The 19,714-nt window shown below is 60.7% G+C and carries 18 protein-coding genes and 4 pseudogenes; 16 read left to right on the top strand and 6 right to left on the bottom strand.

The genetic code is table 11. From position 1 onward, the window contains the following. Positions 1–124: 124 nt before the first annotated feature. Positions 125–448, top strand: a pseudogene (locus BLW22_RS05685) (ComEA family DNA-binding protein). A 48-nt stretch (positions 449–496) separates the two neighbouring features. Here BLW22_RS05685 and BLW22_RS05690 read toward each other — a convergent pair. Continuing rightward, a pseudogene (locus BLW22_RS05690) lies at positions 497–1,122 on the bottom strand (IS5 family transposase); the annotation flags it as partial. Between BLW22_RS05690 and BLW22_RS34275 the strand changes: the two are divergent. From BLW22_RS34275 to BLW22_RS05710, 4 genes and pseudogenes are all read left to right on the top strand, one after another. Continuing rightward, positions 1,121–1,408 (top strand): annotated as a pseudogene (locus tag BLW22_RS34275) (IS3 family transposase); the annotation flags it as partial. The pseudogenes BLW22_RS05690 and BLW22_RS34275 sit on opposite strands and share 2 nt — an antisense overlap. Before the next feature lie 99 nt (positions 1,409–1,507). Beyond that, complete coding sequence (locus BLW22_RS05700; RefSeq protein ID WP_074844607.1) at positions 1,508–2,533, top strand: MraY family glycosyltransferase; 1,026 nt, start codon at positions 1,508–1,510, stop codon at positions 2,531–2,533. Between the two features lie 241 nt (positions 2,534–2,774). Continuing rightward, positions 2,775–3,125: pseudogene (locus BLW22_RS05705) on the top strand (polysaccharide biosynthesis protein); the annotation flags it as partial. A 152-nt stretch (positions 3,126–3,277) separates the two neighbouring features. Continuing rightward, positions 3,278–3,610, top strand: a complete 333-nt coding sequence (locus BLW22_RS05710; RefSeq protein WP_027604151.1) for a ComEA family DNA-binding protein — start codon at positions 3,278–3,280, stop codon at positions 3,608–3,610. A 17-nt stretch (positions 3,611–3,627) separates the two neighbouring features. On the opposite strand, the gene BLW22_RS05715 is transcribed toward BLW22_RS05710, so the two are convergent. Then, on the bottom strand, positions 3,628–4,206 hold the full coding sequence (locus tag BLW22_RS05715) for a TetR/AcrR family transcriptional regulator (RefSeq protein ID WP_074844611.1): 579 nt from the start codon (positions 4,204–4,206) through the stop codon (positions 3,628–3,630). A gap of 131 nt (positions 4,207–4,337) precedes the next feature. Between BLW22_RS05715 and BLW22_RS05720 the strand changes: the two genes are divergently transcribed. Together BLW22_RS05720 and BLW22_RS05725 are read left to right on the top strand one after the other, a co-directional pair. Next, positions 4,338–4,982 (top strand): GntR family transcriptional regulator, encoded by a 645-nt coding sequence (locus tag BLW22_RS05720; protein ID WP_065947449.1) that lies wholly within the window; start codon positions 4,338–4,340, stop codon positions 4,980–4,982. 15 nt (positions 4,983–4,997) lie between these two features. Further along, complete coding sequence (locus tag BLW22_RS05725) at positions 4,998–5,846, top strand: urea carboxylase-associated family protein (RefSeq protein WP_027604148.1); 849 nt, start codon at positions 4,998–5,000, stop codon at positions 5,844–5,846. A 6-nt stretch (positions 5,847–5,852) separates the two neighbouring features. On the opposite strand, the gene BLW22_RS05730 is transcribed toward BLW22_RS05725, so the two are convergent. Both BLW22_RS05730 and eat read right to left on the bottom strand, forming a co-directional pair. Further along, entirely contained in the window at positions 5,853–6,020 is a 168-nt protein-coding gene (locus BLW22_RS05730; protein ID WP_003172675.1) for a DUF2897 family protein, read from the bottom strand. Positions 6,021–6,130: 110 nt separating this feature from the next. After that, positions 6,131–7,495 (bottom strand): ethanolamine permease, encoded by a 1,365-nt coding sequence (gene eat, locus BLW22_RS05735; protein WP_027604147.1) that lies wholly within the window; start codon positions 7,493–7,495, stop codon positions 6,131–6,133. A 412-nt stretch (positions 7,496–7,907) separates the two neighbouring features. Between eat and kdpF the strand changes: the two genes are divergently transcribed. The 6 genes from kdpF to BLW22_RS05765 all read left to right on the top strand — a co-directional run bounded on the left by kdpF (position 7,908) and on the right by BLW22_RS05765 (position 15,793). Next, positions 7,908–7,997, top strand: coding sequence for a K(+)-transporting ATPase subunit F (gene kdpF / locus BLW22_RS05740; protein ID WP_003218754.1), 90 nt, complete (start codon positions 7,908–7,910; stop codon positions 7,995–7,997). Positions 7,998–8,006: 9 nt separating this feature from the next. Then, on the top strand, positions 8,007–9,701 hold the full coding sequence (gene kdpA, locus BLW22_RS05745) for a potassium-transporting ATPase subunit KdpA (RefSeq protein WP_065928096.1): 1,695 nt from the start codon (positions 8,007–8,009) through the stop codon (positions 9,699–9,701). Between the two features lie 15 nt (positions 9,702–9,716). Next, positions 9,717–11,774, top strand: a complete 2,058-nt coding sequence (gene kdpB, locus BLW22_RS05750) for a potassium-transporting ATPase subunit KdpB (RefSeq protein WP_371921653.1) — start codon at positions 9,717–9,719, stop codon at positions 11,772–11,774. 64 nt (positions 11,775–11,838) lie between these two features. Next, positions 11,839–12,384 carry a potassium-transporting ATPase subunit KdpC gene (gene kdpC, locus BLW22_RS05755; protein WP_065928287.1) on the top strand — a complete coding sequence of 182 codons (546 nt, stop codon included), beginning with the start codon at positions 11,839–11,841 and terminating at the stop codon, positions 12,382–12,384. A gap of 30 nt (positions 12,385–12,414) precedes the next feature. Continuing rightward, on the top strand, positions 12,415–15,066 hold the full coding sequence (locus tag BLW22_RS05760; protein WP_074844616.1) for a sensor histidine kinase: 2,652 nt from the start codon (positions 12,415–12,417) through the stop codon (positions 15,064–15,066). A gap of 37 nt (positions 15,067–15,103) precedes the next feature. Then, positions 15,104–15,793 carry a response regulator gene (locus BLW22_RS05765; RefSeq protein ID WP_027604142.1) on the top strand — a complete coding sequence of 230 codons (690 nt, stop codon included), beginning with the start codon at positions 15,104–15,106 and terminating at the stop codon, positions 15,791–15,793. A 284-nt stretch (positions 15,794–16,077) separates the two neighbouring features. Here BLW22_RS05765 and BLW22_RS05770 read toward each other — a convergent pair whose 3' ends face one another. Next, on the bottom strand, positions 16,078–17,115 hold the full coding sequence (locus tag BLW22_RS05770) for a patatin-like phospholipase family protein (RefSeq protein ID WP_065947440.1): 1,038 nt from the start codon (positions 17,113–17,115) through the stop codon (positions 16,078–16,080). Positions 17,116–17,331: 216 nt separating this feature from the next. On the opposite strand from BLW22_RS05770, the gene BLW22_RS05775 reads away from it, so the two are divergent. The 3 genes from BLW22_RS05775 (at position 17,332) to BLW22_RS05785 (ending at position 19,304) form a co-directional block, all read left to right on the top strand. Beyond that, positions 17,332–17,610 carry a hypothetical protein gene (locus BLW22_RS05775; protein ID WP_003172685.1) on the top strand — a complete coding sequence of 93 codons (279 nt, stop codon included), beginning with the start codon at positions 17,332–17,334 and terminating at the stop codon, positions 17,608–17,610. A 44-nt stretch (positions 17,611–17,654) separates the two neighbouring features. Further along, the gene (locus BLW22_RS05780) at positions 17,655–18,416 is read left to right on the top strand and encodes a CHAD domain-containing protein (RefSeq protein ID WP_065947441.1); all 762 of its coding nucleotides are present in this window, start codon (positions 17,655–17,657) and stop codon (positions 18,414–18,416) included. Positions 18,417–18,506: 90 nt separating this feature from the next. Continuing rightward, positions 18,507–19,304: an acyl-CoA thioesterase gene (locus BLW22_RS05785; protein ID WP_074844619.1), complete on the top strand. Its 798-nt coding sequence runs from the start codon at positions 18,507–18,509 to the stop codon at positions 19,302–19,304. Positions 19,305–19,307: 3 nt separating this feature from the next. Here the strand turns inward: BLW22_RS05785 and BLW22_RS05790 are convergent, their stop codons facing one another. Next, positions 19,308–19,670, bottom strand: a complete 363-nt coding sequence (locus BLW22_RS05790; protein ID WP_027604139.1) for an Mpo1-like protein — start codon at positions 19,668–19,670, stop codon at positions 19,308–19,310. Between the last annotated feature and the right edge of the window lie 44 nt (positions 19,671–19,714).

The raw sequence follows: 19,714 nt of genomic DNA on the forward strand, positions 1-19,714 counted from the left end.
GCAGTGTAGGCAACATTAAAATACCTTGTAACCTAATTGATTTTGACACGTTGATCTTATCATCTACGGGTAAAGAGCAGCTCAGGAGTAGCTGTTTCATTTCTGTACACCAAGGAGTTTTGCCATGATTCAACGTTTCATTCTGCCGTTTGCGACGTTTTGTGTGTTGGGCATGAGCGGGGTTGCTGTAGCGGCCGCTGAGGTTCAACCCTCCAAGTCCGAGCGGGCGGCGACTAGCTCAGGCACATTAACCAAGCTTAATCTAAACACCGCCGAAGCCCCAACCTTAACCACCCAACTCACCGGTATCGGCGAAGCCAATGCCTAGGCCAATGTCGCTTACCGTGAGGCCAATGGCCCCTTTAACTCGGTGGATGAAATACTGGAGGTGAAGGATATCGGCAAGTCGTTGCTGGATAAAAATCGCGACAAGTTTACCGTCAATTAACCCGCAGCAGGAGACTGCAAAGTCCGGGTTACGGCCCTTGCATGAGGTCTAGGCTCTGTACGAAAAATACCGTCTCAAACACCGCATGGCGCAAGCCAGTGAGGCCATCGCCTCATAACTTTTCGCGAGCTTGTCGACGCGCGTGACGATGCGGCGGTTCTCCTTTAGCCAGCCGAACATGCGCTCAATAATGTTGCTCTGTCGGTATTTGGGGCGATCAAACAGTCTCGGCAAGCCCGGCTTGGGTTTGCGCTTCATGCTGCGCAGTGGGATTACCGGCTGCATCCGATATCGGTCGCAGTAGCGACGCAGAGCTTCGGCGTCATAGCCCTTGTCGGCCAGCAGCCATCGGCAGCGTTTACGGGGACGACCGCGCAAGCTTGGGATGTAAGCCTCATCCAACAGCGGCTGGGCATAAGCGATGTCGCTGGCTTGCCCGCCCGACAGTAGAAAGCGCAGCGGCACACCATTGGCATCGCACAGCATGTGAATCTTCGTCGTCAGGCCGCCCCGGCTTCGTCCGAGGGCATGGTCTTGCGGTTCTTCAGGCCCCCTTTTTTCCCAGCACCAGAAGAGGCCCCGGTTGCACTTACCGCTGTGGAGTCGATCATCCAAGTCTCCAGATCGATTAACCCTTGCTCGTTCAATCTGATGTGAAGCCGTTTGAGCATCTGGCCTAAAGCAGGTTTCGCCAGCCTGGACGCCGTTAGGGGCTGGATGAGGGATTTTAAGCACTGGTATAACCACGAGCACCGGAATAGCCGAATCCGGTTCGTCACGCCAGCAGAGCGTCAGCGCGGGGTGGATCATCAGATCCTCGCTCGACGGCATGAACTGTAAGAGCAAGCCCGGGAGAAAAGCCCGGAACGTTAGTCTGGAGAGACACGAAACTGGTTGCCTATGGGCACGGTGCTGTTGAACCCGGATCGGGATGAGCAGGTCGAGAAAAGAGCGGCATAGTAAGGCGGTGACGCGACGACTACCTTGAAAAACGCCGCGGTGTCAGTATGAGACGGACTAAAGTAAGCAGCAACGCAGTACCTTAGAGATAAAAAAACAATGACTTATTGGTGGCTGGGCGTCGTTATTGCTCTTTTGTCGCATCTGTTGACCGCGTTGCTGCGGCGGTACGCTGTTGCTAACAGCATCATTGATATTCCCATTGCCCGTAGTTCCCACTCCGTACCCACACCCAGGGGGGGAGGGGTAGCTATTGCGGTCTCCTTCCTTTTAGCGTTGTCTTTGCTCGGATGGACTCAGGCGGTTTCATTTCAGACCTTGATTGCAACTGGAGGAGCGGGGGCGTTGATCGCGATAATTGGCTTCATGGACGACCTTAGGCATATCGCCGCCCGGTGGCGTCTATTGGGTCACTTTACGGCCTCGGGGTGGGCGCTATACTGGCTGGGTGGTCTGCCAGAGCTAGTGCTCTTTGGAGTAACGGTAAACTTAGGTTGGGCTGGGAAGGGGGTTGCTGTTTTCTATTTGGTCTGGATGCTGAATTTATACAATTTCATGGACGGAATTGACGGAATTGCCAGCGTGGAAGCCATTTGCGCCTGCTTGGGTATGTGCCTGCTATACGCGTTGAGCGGTAAGCCGGGCTTAGTCTTACTGCCGCTAATACTGGCAATGGCAGTAACAGGCTTTCTATGTTGGAACCTGCTACCTGCTCGTATATTCATGGGAGACTCCGGCAGTGGATTCATCGGAATCGTCCTGGGTATTTTTTCAATCCAGGCTGCTTGGACATCCTCTCAGTTGCTATGGGCGTGGTTGATTCTGTTGGGTGTATTCATCGTAGATGCAACCTTTACGTTGATCCGCCGTCTCGTGCGGGGCGACAAGGTATACCAGGCTCATCGTAGTCACGCATATCAATTTGCCTCTCGGCGCTACGGCAGCCATTTACCAGTAACGCTTGCTGTTGCAGGTCTAAACCTGTTCTGGTTGTTGCCGGTTGCAATGTGCGTGGTCATGCTAGGATTGGATGGCGCTGTGGGTGTGGTGATTGCTTATGTGCCATTGGTTGCGCTGGCGCTCAAGTTTCATGCGGGCGAACTGGAAAAGGCTGACACCAAGTAAGGCAGTATCTGATCGTGCAATCATAAAATACAGGAATGGTTACGGTTTTTTTGCGGCGCCTTTGTTGGGACGCTACAGGTACGCAAGAAATCCTGCTGGAGATTACTCCCTTCAACCGACGTCTCCGCCGGGAAACTCTCACCTTTTTGGAGGGGACGCCTCTGCACGTGCAGAGTGTCCCCAGATTCCTGGAGCTGGGCGGTAGGCGGGTGAAAAAATAGACGATAGGTTCAACATCTCCCGCGTTAACAAAAAGCGCTTCACCACCATGGTTCGCGTCGGTAGTGTATTGGGCTCCTCCGGTTCGGTCATTCCGCTATTCCACAAGCAGATCAAATTCGGAGGGCCGTTGACGGTCACTCACCCCAAAATCACCCGCTACTTCATGACCATTCCCGAAGCCGCACAGTTGGTTGTCCAAGCCGTTTCGATGGGGCAGGGCGGTGATGTGTTCGTGCTTGATATAGGCGAGCGTGTGGAAATCATTGAGCTCGCCGAAAAAATGACCCACCTCTCCGGCCTAAGCGTTCACTCCGACAAAAATCCCCACGGCGAAATCGCCATCGAATTCACCGGCCTGCGTCCCGGCGAAATTGTCGACTGGATCTACCAGCAACGACGCTTGGAACCGTGATTTAACACTCTGTTACTCAAGCATTTTTGACGAATCTCCAACATCACCTAAGTTTGAAAAGCAGCTTCGGAAAGCTGTTTTTCTCTCAACGATGTCATGGAGCGTCACCAATGCAAAACACCTACCTCACCTCCCTAATCTTCGCCTTCCTCACGACCCTCTCAGTCACCACCACCGCAGCCCCGTCCATCAAACCCGAAGCTCCAACCCCTATCACCGCCCAGATGACCAAGGTCGAGCAGTCCACCAAGGTCAACCTGAACACCGCCGATGCCGAGACCCTGCGTCGTGACCTCTTCGGTATCGGTGCCGCTAAAGCCCAGGCGATCATCGCCTATCGCGAAAGCAATGGTCCGTTCACGGCGGTGGATGAGTTGTTGGAAGTGAAGGGGATTGGCAAGGCGCTGCTGGAGAAGAATCGCGATAGGCTGGCCATCAACTGATTCATCCAGGAGGCCGGTCATTGATCGGCCTTTTTGCCCTCCGGGTTCTGCGTTTTCAGGCGTTCGCGCACCACGGCCATGATCTGTCTTGCCAATTGAGGGTCTTCAACACTCCTGGCCAGTACCAATGCGCCCACCAGTGTCGACATCATCACCAGGCTCTTTGCATCGCAACGCTCCTCTCCCAATGCCGTTTCTATTTGCTTGAGCCTTGCGTTGAGTACCTGGTCTGTAGTCGCACTGGGCTGGCCTCGGAGCCCCAGTTCTGAACACATCGTTGGCAGCGGGCAGCCTTGGTCCGGGGAGGCCAGGTGCCATTCCGACAGGTAACTGTCGATAAACGCGCCCAGCGGCTGCTCCTGGCTGAACAGCATGTCGCAATGGGCGTCCAGGTCTGCGGCGGCCGCCTGCAGGGCTGTTTCCACCAGTTCGTCCTTGGATTTGAAATGCGCGTAAAAGCCGCCATGGGTCAGGTTCAACGCTTTCATCAGTGGCTGTAGGCCGGTGGCGTCGATGCCATCGCGGCGAAAGCGCGCAGAGGCTTCCGTGATGATGCGTTGGTGGGTCTGGGCTTTGTGGTTTTGTGAATAACGCATGGGGCAGCCTCGGTTACAGGCGGGCATTTTAACCAACTTGATCTTTTTTACACACTCGTCGGCAATCAGGGCGTTGGCATGAAATGTGATTACATCTAGACGGAAGATTGTTCAACAATCGTGAGGTGGTCATGACGCTCAGTTTGTCTTTAGCCGACCAGATTGCCCTGGAGCTGCGTGCCGACATCATTGCGGGGCGGTTATTGCCAGGCATGGCATTGGTCGAGGTGGATCTGGTCAAGGCCTACAGTGCGTCGCGCAATACGATTCGCGAAGCCTTGCACCGTCTGGGGCAGGAGGGGTTGACCCGTTATGTGCGTAACAAGGGCGTCATGGTGCGGCGGTTGGAGCGGGAGGAAGTCCGCGATCTGTTTGTAGTCCGCCGTACCCTGGAGTTGCAGGCCATCGCCGGAAGCGATGCCTTGACGCACGAGCAATCCGAACGCCTGCAAAACGCCATTGACGCCACCACCCTGGCCCGTGAGCGCGAGGATTGGCGTGCGGTGGCCACCCACAGTTTGCTGTTCCATCAGCACATCGTCGGGTTGATGGGCAGCCCGTTGTTCGATGAGTTTTTTGCCCAGGTCATCGCCCAGTTGCGCCTGGTGTTTTGCGCCGCGCCTGATGAGCAACGTTTCCAGTCGCCCTGGCTGGAGCGTGACCGTGAGATTTATCAATGGCTGGTCGAGCAGGACAAACCGGCGGCAGGGGAGGCGATGAGCCTGTACCTGGATGATTCGGAACGCCTGTCCTTGGCCCTGTTTACCCACCCCTGATCGAGGATCTGCATCATGTACAAAGACTATCCGGCCGCTTATCAGGTCAGCAAGGGTTCGGCGTTGCAGGTCGACGCGGCATTTTACGAGCGCATTCGTGACCGAAAAGATCAGCGCAGCTTGATCGAGCAGTTCGAGGTACCGATTCGCACGGGCAGGGCGTGGAAGGTGCCCGCCGGGCATGTGTTTCGTGTTACCACGCCCGTGGGCCCGCAGGTGGGGGACTTCAATGTGTGGAACGCCAATGACCCCCGCGAACGTCTTTGGGCTGCACGTACCCGTCAGTTGCAGGGGGCGCATGTGAGCACTCATGACCGGCTATGGTCGAATCTGCCATTTCTAAGGCCACTGGTTACCATCACCGATGACAGCCTGGCCAGTTACGGCATCGATGAGCACGGCGGGCGTCTGCATGACTTGCTGGGGACGCGGTGCGATCCCTATGTGAACCGCATGCTCACCGGCGAGGACTTCCATCACCATTGCCACTCCAACCTGACTCGCGCGGTATTACCCCACGGGCTGACGGAATTCGACGTGCATGACGTGCTGAATATTTTCCAGTGTACGGGCCTCAATCACGACGACATGTATTTCATGAAAGCCTGCCCGGCGCAGAAGGGCGATTACCTGGAGTTCTTTGCCGAGATTGATTTGCTCTGCGCGCTGTCGACGTGCCCGGGCGGGGATTTGTCGCTGCCGATGTGGGGGCCGGATGCGCAGGATCCGCTGACGGTGTGCCGTCCGTTGGGGGTTGAGATCTATCGGCTGGAGGACGAGTTGCTGGACGGCTGGAGCCAGCCGGAGCGTGCTGCCTATAAAGGGCAGCACGGGTTGCAGATTGCCAAGGCGGATTGGGAGTAAGCGGTCCTAGCGGTCCTGCGCGTCCTTGGCGTCCGCCTGGGCATTGCGCTCGGCCACGCGTTTGCGTTGTTCGTCGGTGAGTTCCACCTTGTTGGCGCTGTCACGCAGCATCATCAGCCCTCCGACGATCGACCCAATCGCAACCACCATAATCAACCACGCATACCACGGCATAAGGCTCTCCTTGAGGCAGATTACCGTCGGAGAATTTTCCCACGGCAATAACTACTTTGAGTGACGGGCTTTCTGAGTAGTTCAGTGTAGGCCCGTTCTGCGTCGAAACCTTAGAGCCCGGTCAACATTGCATCTGCCGGTGCATCGGCACGGTCCTGTGCGGTCATCTGGAAGTAGATGAAACCCACGGCCATAAAGCCGAGGAAGATCAGCCCGATCAGCGTGTTGAACCACGCCATGGCCACCAGGCACACCACGGCCAGCGCAAGCGCAATGCCCGGCACGATCGGATAACCCGGCGCGCGGAAGGTACGTTCCAGCAGCGGCTCGGTCTTACGCAGTTTGAACAGGCTGAGCATGCTCATGATGTACATCACGATGGCACCGAACACCGCCATGGTGATCATCGCCGCGGTCAATGTCATGCCACCCAGGTTGATCAGGCCATCGCTGTAGATGGCGGCGATGCCGACCACGCCACCGGCGATGATTGCCCGGTGTGGTGTCTGAAAGCGCGATAATTTGGCGAGGAAGGAGGGCAGGTAACCGGCGCGGGCCAGGGCAAAGAACTGGCGCGAGTAGCCCAGGATAATGCCGTGGAAGCTCGCCACCAGGCCGAACAGGCCGATCCAGACCAGCATGTGCAGCCAGCCGGAGTTGTCGCCCACCACGGTTTTCATCGCCTGCGGCAGTGGATCGTTGATGTTCGACAGGGTGCGCCAGTCGCCCACGCCGCCGGCGAAGAACATCACGCCCATGGCCAGGATCACCAGGGTCAGGATGCCGCTGATGTAGGCCTTTGGAATGGTGCGCTTCGGATCTTTCGCTTCCTCGGCCGCCATGGCTGCGCCTTCGATGGCCAGGAAGAACCAGATGGCAAACGGAATTGCCGCAAACATCCCGGCAATCGCCGGGGCGCCGAAGGTATCGGAACCGGCCCAGCCGTTCAGGGCAAAGTTGCTGAAGCTGAATGCGGGCGCGACCACGCCCATGAACACCAGCAGCTCGGCGACGGCGAGCACGCACACCACCAGCTCGAAGGTCGCGGCGAGTTTTACGCCGAGAATATTCAGCCCCATGAACACGATGTAGGCACCGACGGCCGCATGCTTGGGGTCCAGGGCCGGGAACTGCACATTCAGATACGCGCCGATCGCCAGGGCGATGGCAGGCGGGGCGAAGACAAATTCGATCAGAGTGGCGAGGCCTGCGATCAAGCCGCCTTTCTCCCCAAAGGCGCGACGACTGTAGGCAAACGGCCCGCCTGCGTGAGGAATGGCGGTAGTCAGCTCGGTGAAACTGAAGATAAAGCAGGTGTACATCGCGGCGACCATCAGCGAGGTCACCAGGAAGCCCAAGGTCCCGGCCACGCCCCAGCCGTAGCTCCAGCCGAAGTATTCCCCGGAAATCACCAGCCCGACGGCAATGCCCCATAAATGCAGGGTGCCCAAGGTGGGTTTGAGTTGTGTGTTCATTGTGCTGCGCTCCCTGAACGGTTTGGAATGATTCAAGGTGTTGCAGCGGCCATGCCAGCCTGAGAATCATTGTCGTAAAGCGGCGCAACTGTCGTGTGGGGGATGGTTTGGCGTTTGAAATTTGCCGGCGTCGCACCAGATAGGTGCGGCGGTCACGGTGCCGGCGCTATCGGGAGCAAGCCCCCTCCCACAGGTTGACTGGCGCTCGGCATGACAACGCGGTCAAGTGTGGGAGGGGGCTTGCTCCCGATAGCGCCCGCCCAGACGCCGAATACCCCAGTGTAAACCCCGCATAAACCCACTCTTTACGCCATCTTTACGCCCCGCCCACCCCGTCGCTCTCGTTCCTTTACGCCACTCCTGCGGACAATTGCCCCACACGCGGCACTCGCCGCTAAACGGAGAGACTTCCATGAGCGTTCTGGACGGGGTGTCACTGCTATTGGCCGTGGCGCTGTTCATTTATCTGCTGGTTGCGCTGTTACGCGCGGATCGGAACTAGGAGCTGGCCATGCACAGTTATGACTATTGGCTGATCATTGCCTTCTTTGCCGTGGTACTGGTGCCGGCGCCGTTCCTGGGGCGGTTCTACTACAAGGTGATGGAAGGCCAGCGCACGTGGCTGAGCCCGGTGCTGGGGCCTGTCGAAAAAGCCTGTTATCGCCTGTCGGGGGTGGATGAACATCAGGAACAAAGCTGGCAGAAATACATGCTGGCCTTGCTCGCGTTCAACCTCGCGGGCTTTTTGCTGTTGTTCGCGATCCTGCTGTTCCAGGACTATCTCCCACTGAACCCGCAGAAATTGCCGGGCCAGGAATGGACCCTGGCCTTCAATACCGCGGTCAGTTTCATGACCAACACCAACTGGCAGTCCTACAGCGGTGAGGCGTCCCTGAGCTACCTCAGCCAGATGGCTGGCCTGACCGTGCAGAACTTCGTCAGTGCGGCCACCGGCCTGGCCGTCCTGGTCGCGCTGTGCCGTGGGATCGGGCGCAAATCCGCCAGGACCCTGGGTAACTTCTGGGTCGACATGACCCGCGCCACGCTCTACGGCCTGCTGCCGTTGTGCCTGGTGCTGGCGCTGTTCCTGGTGTGGCAGGGCGTACCGCAAACCTTCGCGCACTATGTGGATGCCGTGACCCTGCAAGGCGTGGATCAAGTGATCCCCTTGGGCCCGGCAGCCAGCCAGATTGCGATCAAGCAACTGGGCACCAACGGCGGCGGCTTCTTCGGCGTCAACTCGGCGCACCCGTTTGAAGACCCGACCGCCTGGGCCAACCTGTTCGAAGTGGCTTCGATCATCCTGATCCCGGTGGCGTTGGTATTCACCTTCGGCCACTACGTGAAAGACCTGCGCCAGAGCCGCGCGATCCTTGGCTGCATGCTGGCGCTGTTCCTGATCGGCGGCGCCACTTCCCTGTGGTCCGAATACCAGCCCAACCCGACCTTGAACAACCCGGCCGTCGAGCAGACCGCACCGCTGGAAGGCAAGGAAGCGCGCTTCGGCACCACCGGCACGGTGTTGTGGTCGGTGACCACCACCGCGGCGTCCAACGGTTCGGTCAACGGCATGCAAGACAGCCTCAACCCCCTCAGTGGGATGGTGGCGCTGGTCAACATGATGGTCGGCGAAGTGATCTTCGGCGGCGTCGGCGCCGGTATGTACGGCATGTTGCTCAACGTGTTGATCGCGGTGTTCCTGGCCGGCCTGATGATCGGGCGCACCCCGGAATACCTGGGCAAGAAACTCCAGGCCAAGGAAGTGCAGCTGCTGGTCGTGACCCTGTTGGTGATGCCGGTGGGCGTGCTGGTACTGGGTGCCATCGCCGCGAGCCTGCCCGGCCCAGCCGGCGCGATCAGTAACCCTGGCCCTCATGGTTTCAGCCAGTTGCTGTACGCCTACACCTCGGCCAGCGCCAACAACGGCTCGGCGTTCGGCGGTTTCAGTGCCAACACGCCGTTCCACAACCTGATGCTGGGCCTGGGCATGTTGATCGGCCGCTTCGGCTACATCCTCCCGGTACTGGCCCTGGCCGGCAGCCTGGCGATGAAGAAGACCGCACCGATTGGCCAGAACAGCTTCCCGACCCATGGTCCGCTGTTCGTGACCCTGTTGACCGTGACTATTTTGCTGGTGGGCGGCCTGACTTTCCTGCCGACGCTGGCGCTGGGGCCCATCGCTGAACACTTGAGCATGGGCTTCTAAAAAGGGGATATGAACATGAATATGCCTGCAAAAAACGCGGCCCCGGTCAACACCCAGGAACCCGCCAAAACCGCCGTCTCTGCCCTGTGGCGCCCGGCGCTGGTCCAGGCGTTCGTCAAGCTGGACCCGCGCCAGCTGCAACGCTCGCCGGTGATGCTGGTGGTCGAGCTGACCGCCATCCTCACCACCGTGCTGTGCTTTGTGCCCGACACCGCCGTACCGACGTATGTGGCCGTGCAAATCGCCGTGTGGCTGTGGTTCACCGTGCTGTTCGCCAACTTCGCCGAAGCCTTGGCCGAAGGACGCGGCAAGGCCCGTGCCGACAGCCTCAAGGCCGGCAGCGAAGGCCTGAGTGCGCGGCGTAAGGAAGCCGATGGCAGCTTCAAGGTCGTGCCGGCCACCAGTCTGCGTAAAGGTGATGTGGTGCGTGTGGCCGCCGGGGAAATGATCCCCGGCGATGGCGAGGTCGTCGAAGGCATCGCAGCGGTCAACGAAGCGGCGATCACCGGTGAATCCGCACCGGTGATCCGCGAGTCCGGCGGCGATCGCTCGGCCGTCACCGGCAACACGCGGCTGGTGTCGGACTGGCTGCTGATCCGCATCACCGCCAATCCCGGCGAGTCCACCCTGGACCGCATGATCGCCCTGGTCGAAGGCGCCAAGCGTCAGAAAACTCCCAACGAAGTCGCGCTGGATATCCTGCTGATTGGCCTGACCCTGATCTTCCTGCTGGTGGTCGTGACCTTGCAGCCCTTCGCCCACTTCGCCAACGGCAGCTTGCCGCTGGTGTTTTTGGTCGCACTGCTGGTGACGCTGATTCCTACCACCATCGGCGGCTTGTTGTCGGCCATCGGTATTGCCGGCATGGACCGCCTGGTGCGCCTCAATGTGATCGCGAAGTCCGGTCGTGCCGTGGAGGCGGCCGGTGACGTGCATGTGTTGCTGCTGGACAAGACCGGCACCATCACTTTTGGTAACCGTCGGTGTGCGGCGGTGGTTGCGGCGCCTGGCGTCAGCGGCAAGGAAGTGGCCGAAGGTGCGTTGTTTGCTTCTTTGGCCGATGACACGGCAGAAGGCAAATCCATCGTCGAATACCTGCGGGCTCTGCACCCGCAGGCCGAGCCATCCCTGGATGAACTGACCGCGGTACCGTTCAGCGCCGAGACCCGCTTGTCCGGTGTCGACTACCAGGGCCGCGTGTTCCGCAAAGGCGCAGTGGATTCGTTGCTGGCGTTTATCGGCCAGCCACGCGGCGACCTGCAACCGGCATTGGCGCGGGAAATCGACAAGATCGCCCAGAGCGGCGGCACGCCCTTGCTGGTGTGTGCCGACGGCAAATTGCTCGGTGCGATCCACCTCAAGGACGTGGTCAAGCCCGGTATCCGCGAACGTTTCGCCGAGCTGCGCAAGCTGGGGATTCGCACGGTGATGGTCACCGGTGACAACCCGCTGACGGCCGCTGCGATTGCTGCCGAAGCCGGTGTGGATGACGTGCTGGCCGAAGCGACCCCGGAGAAAAAACTCGCGCGCATCCGTCACGAGCAAAACGACGGCCGCCTGGTGGCGATGTGCGGTGACGGTGCCAACGACGCCCCGGCACTGGCCCAGGCGGACGTCGGCATGGCGATGAACGACGGCACCCAGGCCGCCCGCGAGGCCGCCAACATGGTCGACCTCGACAGCGACCCCACCAAGCTGCTGGACGTGGTGCAGATCGGCAAGGAGTTGCTGGTGACCCGTGGCGCGTTGACCACCTTTTCCATCGCCAACGACGTGGCCAAGTACTTCGCGATCCTGCCGGCGTTGTTCGCCTCGATCTACCCGCAGTTGGGCGTGCTCAACGTGATGCACTTGCAGAGCCCCCAGAGCGCGATTCTCTCGGCCATCGTGTTCAACGCGCTGATCATCGTGGTGCTGATTCCCCTGGCGCTGCGCGGTGTGCGTGTGCAGGCCGCGAGTGCGGCGGCGTTGCTGCGGCGCAACCTGCTGATCTATGGCCTGGGCGGGTTGCTGGTTCCGTTCGTGGGCATCAAGGCGATCGACATGCTGCTGACCGCGCTGCACCTGGTGTGACCCGATGCCTGTGGGCACCACCCCGGTGCCCACAGGTTGCAAAGACCGAATTGAGGAATTTGAAATGTCCAACATAATCCGCCCGGCCCTGAGCCTGCTGGTGCTCATGACCCTGATCACCGGCGTGGCCTACCCACTGGTGGTGACCGGTGTCGCCCAAGTCGCCTTCCCGGACCAGGCCAACGGCAGCCTGGTGCGCGATGCCGGCGGCAAAGTGCGTGGCTCCAGCCTGATCGCCCAGGACTTTACCGGTGACAGCTGGTTCCATCCGCGCCCTTCGGCGGGTGCCTTTGCGACGGTTTCCAGCAGCGCCAGTAACCTCGGCCCCAGCAACCCGGCCTTGGCCACCCGCGTGTTCGATGACGCGAACAAACAGTTGGTGCCCGGCCAGGGCCCGGTGCCTTTGGTGTCGCTGACTACCTCCGGCAGCGGTCTTGATCCACACTTGCCACCCCAGGCGATTGCCTATCAACTCGCACGGGTGGCTGCCGCGCGAAATGTGCCGGTATCGACCCTGCAACGGTTGATGGATGAACATATCGAAAGCCCGCTGGTGGGGCCGCCAGTGGTGAATGTGCTGGCGCTGAACATGGCGTTGGAAAAGCTGTAACCCGATCAATATCTGAAGGACACTGCCCGCATGAGCGACTCCGGCCGCGCCGATGCCCTGCTAGCCGATCTACCCCGGGACGGCCGTGGCCGGCTCAAAGTTTTCCTCGGCGCTGCGCCGGGTGTGGGCAAGACCTACGCCATGCTCCAGGCTGCCCACACCCAATTGCGCCAGGGCGTCAAACTGATCGCCGGCGTGGTTGAAACCCACGGCCGAGCCGAGACCGAAGCCTTGCTCAGCGGCCTGCCGCAACAACCGCTGTTGCGCAGCGAATACCGTGGCGTGATGCTCGAAGAAATGGACCTCGACGGCCTGCTCGCCGCCAAGCCCAAGCTGGTGCTGGTGGACGAACTGGCCCACAGCAACGCCCCCGGCAGCCGCCATGAAAAGCGTTGGCAAGACATTCAGGAACTGCTCGCCGCCGGCATCGACGTGTTTACCACGGTCAACGTCCAGCACCTGGAAAGCCTGAATGACCAGGTCCGCGGCATCACCGGTGTGCAGGTTCGCGAAACCTTGCCGGATTGGGTGTTGCAGGAGGCCGACGAACTGCTGTTGATCGACCTGCCGTCCCGCGAACTGCTCGAGCGTCTGCGCGACGGCAAGGTGTATGTGCCGGAGCAGGCCCGCGCCGCCATCGATGCGTTCTTTACCCAGACCAACCTGATGGCCCTGCGCGAGCTGGCGATGCAGACCGCCGCCGCCCATGTCGACGACGATTTGGCCCAGGGTTATCGCCAGCTCGGCCAGGCGGCGCCGGCGGTGCGTGGGCGTTTGTTGGTGGGCGTGGATGGCGATGCGCAGGCCGAACGCCTGGTGCGCCATGCCAGTCGCGTCGCCCAGCGCCGGCATTTGCCGTGGAGCCTGGTGCATATCGACAACGGCCGTGCGCGGGATGAGCAGGCCCGCCTGCGCCTGCAAAACGCCCAGCAACTGGCCGAGCGTCTTGGTGGCGAAGTGGTGCTGCTGCGGGCGGGGGAGGTGGCCAAGACCTTGATCCAGCATGCCGCCGAACGCCGTGCCAGCCTGCTGTTGGTGGGGCAGTCGCGAATGCGTTGGCGGCGTCGCCTGTTCGGTGGCGGTTTGGCGGCGCGCCTGTTGCGTAATGCCCGGGGCTTGGAAATCAACGTCCTCGACAGTGACGATGTGCCCGCAGCCCCACGCCTGCCGGATGTGCGCGGCCTGGTGTGGTTCGATTACGCCTTGGCCGTGGTTGCGACCATCGTCGCCGCCGCTGTGGCCTGGGCAGTGGCAAGCGCGCTGCCGTTGCCCAATATCTCGCTGGTGTTTCTTGCCGCCGTGTTGCTGGTGGCGGTGCGCAGCAGCCTGGGGCCGTCCCTGGTGTGTGCGGCGTTGTCGTTCCTGACCTATGACTTCCTGTTTATCCCGCCGAATTTCTCCTTCGCCATCCAGCGCGAAGAGGACGTGCTGACGCTGTTGTTCTTCCTGCTGATGGCGGCGCTCACCGGCAATCTTGCCGCGCGCCAGCGCCGTCAGTTGCAGGCATTGCGCGACACCCAGGAAGAAACCGGCGAACTGCTCGACCTGTCGCGCAAACTCACCGCCGCCACCGACCGCCAGGCGGTGATCAGTGCCGCCGCCCACCATCTGGAAGGTTGGATCGACCTGGATCTGTGCCTGGTCAATCGCGACGGTCAGGGTGGCTGGAAGGTCGAGACCGGCGGCCCGCTGACCTTCACCGAAGCCGAGCGTGCTGCGGCCGATTGGGCCTGGCAGCATGACCAGCCGGCAGGCATGGGCACCGGCACCTTGCCGTTCGGGCGCTGGTGGTGGTGGCCGTTGTCGGGCGAAGAAGGCCCGCTCGGGTTGCTCGGCGTCAGTGCCAAGCCGGGCCTGGAATTGAGCGGCCAACGCCGTCGCTTGCTGACCGCCTTGAGCCAGCCTCTGGCCCAGGCCCTGGCGCGGGCACAGTTGGCCCAGGAGCTGGAGTCCGCCCGTTTGCATGGCGAAACCGAGCAACTGCGCAGCGCCTTGCTGGCGTCGGTGTCCCACGATTTGCGCACACCGTTGACCTCCATGCGCGGCAGTATCGACAGCCTGCTGGCGCTCGGCGAAGCCATCCCCCTGGAGGATCGTCGCGAGCTGCTCGAAGGCACCCGCGATGAGGCCGAGCGCCTGGACCGCTATATCCAGAACCTGCTGGACATGACGCGACTGGGCCATGGCGCGCTGAAGCTGGCGCGGGACTGGGTGTCGCCCGGCGATATTGTCGGCAGTGCGCTCGGGCGTTTGCGCGCGGTGTTGGCACCTCTGCAGGTGAGCACCAATGTGCCGGCGGAGTTGCCGTTGCTCTATGTCCATGCTGCGTTGATCGAACAGGCACTGGTCAATGTGCTGGAAAATGCCGCGCGCTTTTCACCGCCCCACGGTCGATTGCAACTGAGCGCCGGCGTCTCGGATAACCGATTGTTTTTCGCCGTGGCGGATGAGGGGCCCGGTATTCCTGAGGATGAGCGGGCGAAGATCTTCGACATGTTCTACACCGCCGCACGCGGTGATCGAGGCGGGCAGGGAACCGGCCTCGGCCTGGCGATCTGCCAGGGCATGGTCGGCGCCCATGGTGGGCATATCAGCGTGGCCGATGGCATTGAGGGGCGCGGTACCTGTATCACGCTGTTCCTGCCATTGCCGACACAGCCTGGCCTGGAAGGCGAGGCGTGAGCTACCCTGTTTTCTCTACGGATGTTGATTGGACGCCATGAGCCAGACCGCGACGATTTTAGTCATTGATGACGAACCGCAGATCCGCAAATTCCTGCGCATCAGCCTGGCCTCCCAGGGCTACAAAGTGATCGAGGCCGGTACCGGCAACGAAGGCCTGGCCCAGGCTGCGTTGAGCAAACCCGACTTGCTGGTGCTCGACCTGGGCCTGCCGGACATGGACGGCCAGCAGGTGTTGCGCGAGTTTCGTGAGTGGTCGACGGTGCCGGTACTGGTGCTGTCGGTGCGGGCCAGCGAAGGGCAGAAGGTTGAAGCCCTTGACGGTGGCGCCAATGATTATGTCACCAAGCCCTTCGGCATCCAGGAGTTTCTGGCCCGCGTGCGCGCCTTGTTGCGCCAGGCGCCGGTGGGCGAGACCCAGGAAGCGGCGTTGCAGTTTGGCCCGTTGACGGTGGACCTGGCCTATCGCCGCGTGCTGCTGGACGGCGCCGAGGTGGCACTGACCCGCAAGGAATACGCGGTGCTGGCACAACTGGCGCGGCATCCGGGACGGGTGATTACCCAACAGCAACTGCTCAAGGACATCTGGGGGCCGACCCACACCGACGACAGTCACTACCTGCGGATTGTGGTGGGGCATCTGCGCCAGAAGCTGGCGGATGATCCGACCCAGCCGAGGTTTATCGTGACCGAGGCGGGAGTGGGGTATCGGTTGTTGAGCGCCTGAGGCGATCTGTCAGCCTCTCTGTGGTTCTGTGGTTCTGTGGTTCTGTGGTTCTGTGGGTTCTGTGGGTTCTGTGGTTCTGTGGGTTCTGTGGTTCTGTGGTTATGTGGATTCTGTGGTTATGTGGATTCTGTGGTGAGCGGGCTTGCCCCGCGCTGGGCTGCGTAGCAGCCCCAAAACCAGGCCCAAAGGAGTACCTGACACTGCGCGTTCCTCATTGAGTGGGGCCGCTGCGCAGCCCAACGCGGGGCAAGCCCGCTCACCACGGCTCTAGCGACACGGCTGTCTCAGCGCTGCTCACTCTCATAGCGATCCAGGGTATCACTGGCAATTTCCCGCCCAAGTGCGATCAACTCCGGCGCCTTGTAGAACTCGAAAAACCGGCACACCCGCTTCGGCACGTTGATCAGTACATCCGGCGGGTAGCCAGCGATCTTGTATTGCGCCAGCGAAGTCTGCATCACCTCGAAACTCTGGTTGATCAGATCCAGCAATGACGCCGGCCCGACGTTATCGATGATGAATGAACCGGTGGCCGACTTTGGCGCCCCCGGCTTTTCCGGTGCGGCGGCAGGTTGCTGGGATTCGGGTTCGGCCGACTCCAGCCACGGATTGATCTCGGCCGCCTGGGCCTGCAAGGCTTCCTGCTCAAGTTTCATCAACTGCTCGGCCTGCTTGCGGCGAAACGGCAGGTGCGAACCCAGTGATTTCGCCAGGCTGTTGAAGCGGCTCTTGAACGCCGGCGGGCGCTGGATCACAGGCAACTGGTAGTGTTTCTGGTTGGTGGCGTTGAGGTTGACCGCGATGATCAAGTCACAATGGCTCGACACCACCGGCACGATCGGCAGCGGGTTGAGCAGGCCGCCGTCCACCAGCATGCGGTTGCCTTGCATCACCGGGGTGAACAGGCTGGGAATCGCTGCCGAGGCGCGCATGGCCTGGTGCAGGCAGCCTTCCTGGAACCAGATTTCCTGTTGGTTGGTCAGGTCGGTGGCAACGGCGGTGTAGGGGATGCGCAGCTCTTCGATATTGATCTCGCCGACGATCTTGCGGATCTGCCCGAAGACCTTTTCGCCACGAATCGCCCCAAGGCGGAAACTCACGTCCACCAGGCGCAGCACGTCGAGGTAGTCGAGGCTTTCAATCCAGTTTCGATACTCGTCCAGTTTGCCGGCGGCGTAGATCCCGCCCACCACGGCACCCATGGAGCAACCGGCGATACAGGCGATGTCGTAGCCGCGCCGTTCGATTTCCTCGATCACCCCGATATGGGCGTAGCCCCGGGCCCCGCCGGAACCCAACACCAAGGCAACACGTTTCTTCATGGTCGATGTCCTTCATAAACGGGGGCCCACAATGCGCCTATTTTGGGGGCCGCTTCAATCTTCGTTGCGCCTGGCAATATTTTTCAAGAATAGCGCCCAGGCTCGGGTATGCTCTGGCAATAGGTACTACCGATTTCAGGCTAAGGACAAGGCACTTTTTCTTGTAGGCAACGTCTACAGCGTACGACTGTTTTTCTTTATTTTGAGGTGTCATCGATGAAAGCCTGGATGTGTGTGCCTGTGATCATGTTGGCCCTGGCGGGTTGTGCCGGGAAAACCGCATACCGCGACAGCTGTGGCTCGCAATTGGATGCCGCCTGGAAAGAACTCGACCTGGCCAAGGCCGAAGGTTTTGCCGGCACCGTCAGCTACTCCAAGGCTTTGTCGTTACTGACGGGCGCCAAGACCCAGCAGCAATTCGAGGCGTTTGAAGGCTGCTCCAACAAGGCCGAAAAAGCTCGGTTCTATATTCGTGAGTCGCGCGCCGGGCGTTAACGTGCAGCGCAGAGTGGGATTTTTCATCTGAGAGTGAGGGCAGGATGTCAGCTTTGGTCGATCAGTTAGTCGCTCAGGTCATTGGCCTGGAAGTAGGGTTACTGAGCTGCCAGGCTCGCCTCGCTGCCGTTACCGATGATGAAGCCCTGCATGATCTGCGCACCACCGTGCGCCGCCTGCGCAGTCTGTTGCGTCCTTTGCGCGGGCTGCCGGGTGTGGAACAGCTTGAATTGGCCGCCGGCACGGTCGGCCAGTTGACGACGCCGCTGCGCGACCGAGAGGTGCTGGCGGCGTATTTGCATCAGCATGGTTATCACGAGGCCGCAGATCGACGCCTGCGCCTGCAACCCGACGCCTATCGCCAGGTGGCGCAAGGCCCGGAAGTTGCGCATCTGCTGCTGATCCTTGATGCATTCCCGCGCTTTATCCGCGCCTCGGAGCACCAGAAATTGCTCAAGGGTTTGCGACCGCGCATTGAGAAGCGCCTGGCCAAGCAATGGCAGAAACTCGATCAAGCGCTGAAAGATCCAGACCATGATCGCCACCGTTTGCGCTTGTTGATCAAGCGTGTGCGCTATGCCGCCGAGGCTTACCCCCAGCTGGATAAGTTGCCCGCCAATGCCCTGCCACGCCTGAAGAAAGCCCAAGCGGCACTGGGTGATTGGCATGACTGCTGGCAATGGTTGGCCCAGGCCGAACATCAAGCCGATCTGCAGCCCTGTGTTGCGATATGGCATCGCACCATGGCCAAGGCCGAAGGGCAGGCGGATCGCGTGCTGGACAAACTCAGCGCGGATTGTTTCTAAATCGGTCCGGCTTTTGGCCGGAATAAGCGCTGTACCTTGGCTGCTCGCTGGTTAAGATCGCACATCCGTTTTTTTTGATGTGAGGTCGCCATGCGCTTTAGTGATTTGCTCGACGCCGCCCGAAGCAACCCGCTGGATGTCACCATTCCCGCCGAGTGGGCCCAGGGCCGTGCGTCCTTTGGTGGCTTGGTTGCTGCGTTGCAATACGAAGCCTTGCGCGCCCAGGTGCCGACGGACCGCCCATTGCGCTCGCTCGCGATCACCTTCGTTGGCCCAGTTGCGCCCGATGTATCCGCCAGCTATCAAGTCGAAGTGTTGCGTGAAGGCAAGGCGGTCAGCCAGTTGCTCGGCCGTGTCGTGCAGAACGGTGAGGTCGCGACCCTGGTACAGGCCAGTTTTGGCGCATCCCGCGAGTCGGAAATCGATGTGGCCAGCGAGCCGCCGCCGACGTTCAAGCACTGGGATGAGTGCCAGGAACTGCCCTATATCAAAGGCGTCACGCCTGAATTCATGCGCCACCTGGCGATGCGTTGGAGTGTTGGCGGTTTGCCGTTTACCGGTAATAAATCCCGCGAGATGGGCGGTTGGGTTCGCTTGCGCGGGGATGTGAAGGAGGAACCGCTGACCGAAGCGCATATCCTCGCCCTGGTCGACGCCTGGCCCCCGGCGTTGCTGCCGCACCTGAAAAAGCCCGCTCCGGGCAGCACACTGACCTGGACCATCGAATTCATCCAACCGTTGCAGGAGTTGACGACCCTGGACTGGTGCCAGTACCACGTCAGCATCGAACATGCGCGCGACGGCTACGGTCACGCCGCCGCCGCGCTGTGGAGCCCAACCGGCGCGTTGATCGCCCTTAGCCGCCAGACCGTGGTGGTCTTCGCCTGATCGTCAGTGGCGGTGGCGCAGCCGCCAGGCACGCCACCAGCCACCGCTCAACACAAAGCGCGGGAACGTCAGGAACTGCTCGACCACCAGGCGCTGTACTGCGTCTTTACGATCACTGAACGGCTCACCGGCCTCGGCTTCCAGGCTATGGCCATGACGCTGCAACGCCAGGCCAGCGAGGATGCCGACTACGCCAATGGCGAAACTGGCCAGGCTCAGGCTGAACACTCCGGACACAATCAACAGAAACCCGATGATAAACAGCGGCACGGCAATCAGGTGCAACGCCAGGTTGGTCGGGTGCTGATGGTTTTGCGGGTAGTTACGCCATTGCCAGGCGGGGAGATTGGGATGACGTTTGCCCATGATGGTGAACCCTCTGTCCGTTGAAATAATATGGGGAGAGTTTA

This window comes from Pseudomonas marginalis (genome assembly GCF_900105325.1).
GTDB lineage: Bacteria > Pseudomonadota > Gammaproteobacteria > Pseudomonadales > Pseudomonadaceae > Aquipseudomonas > Aquipseudomonas marginalis.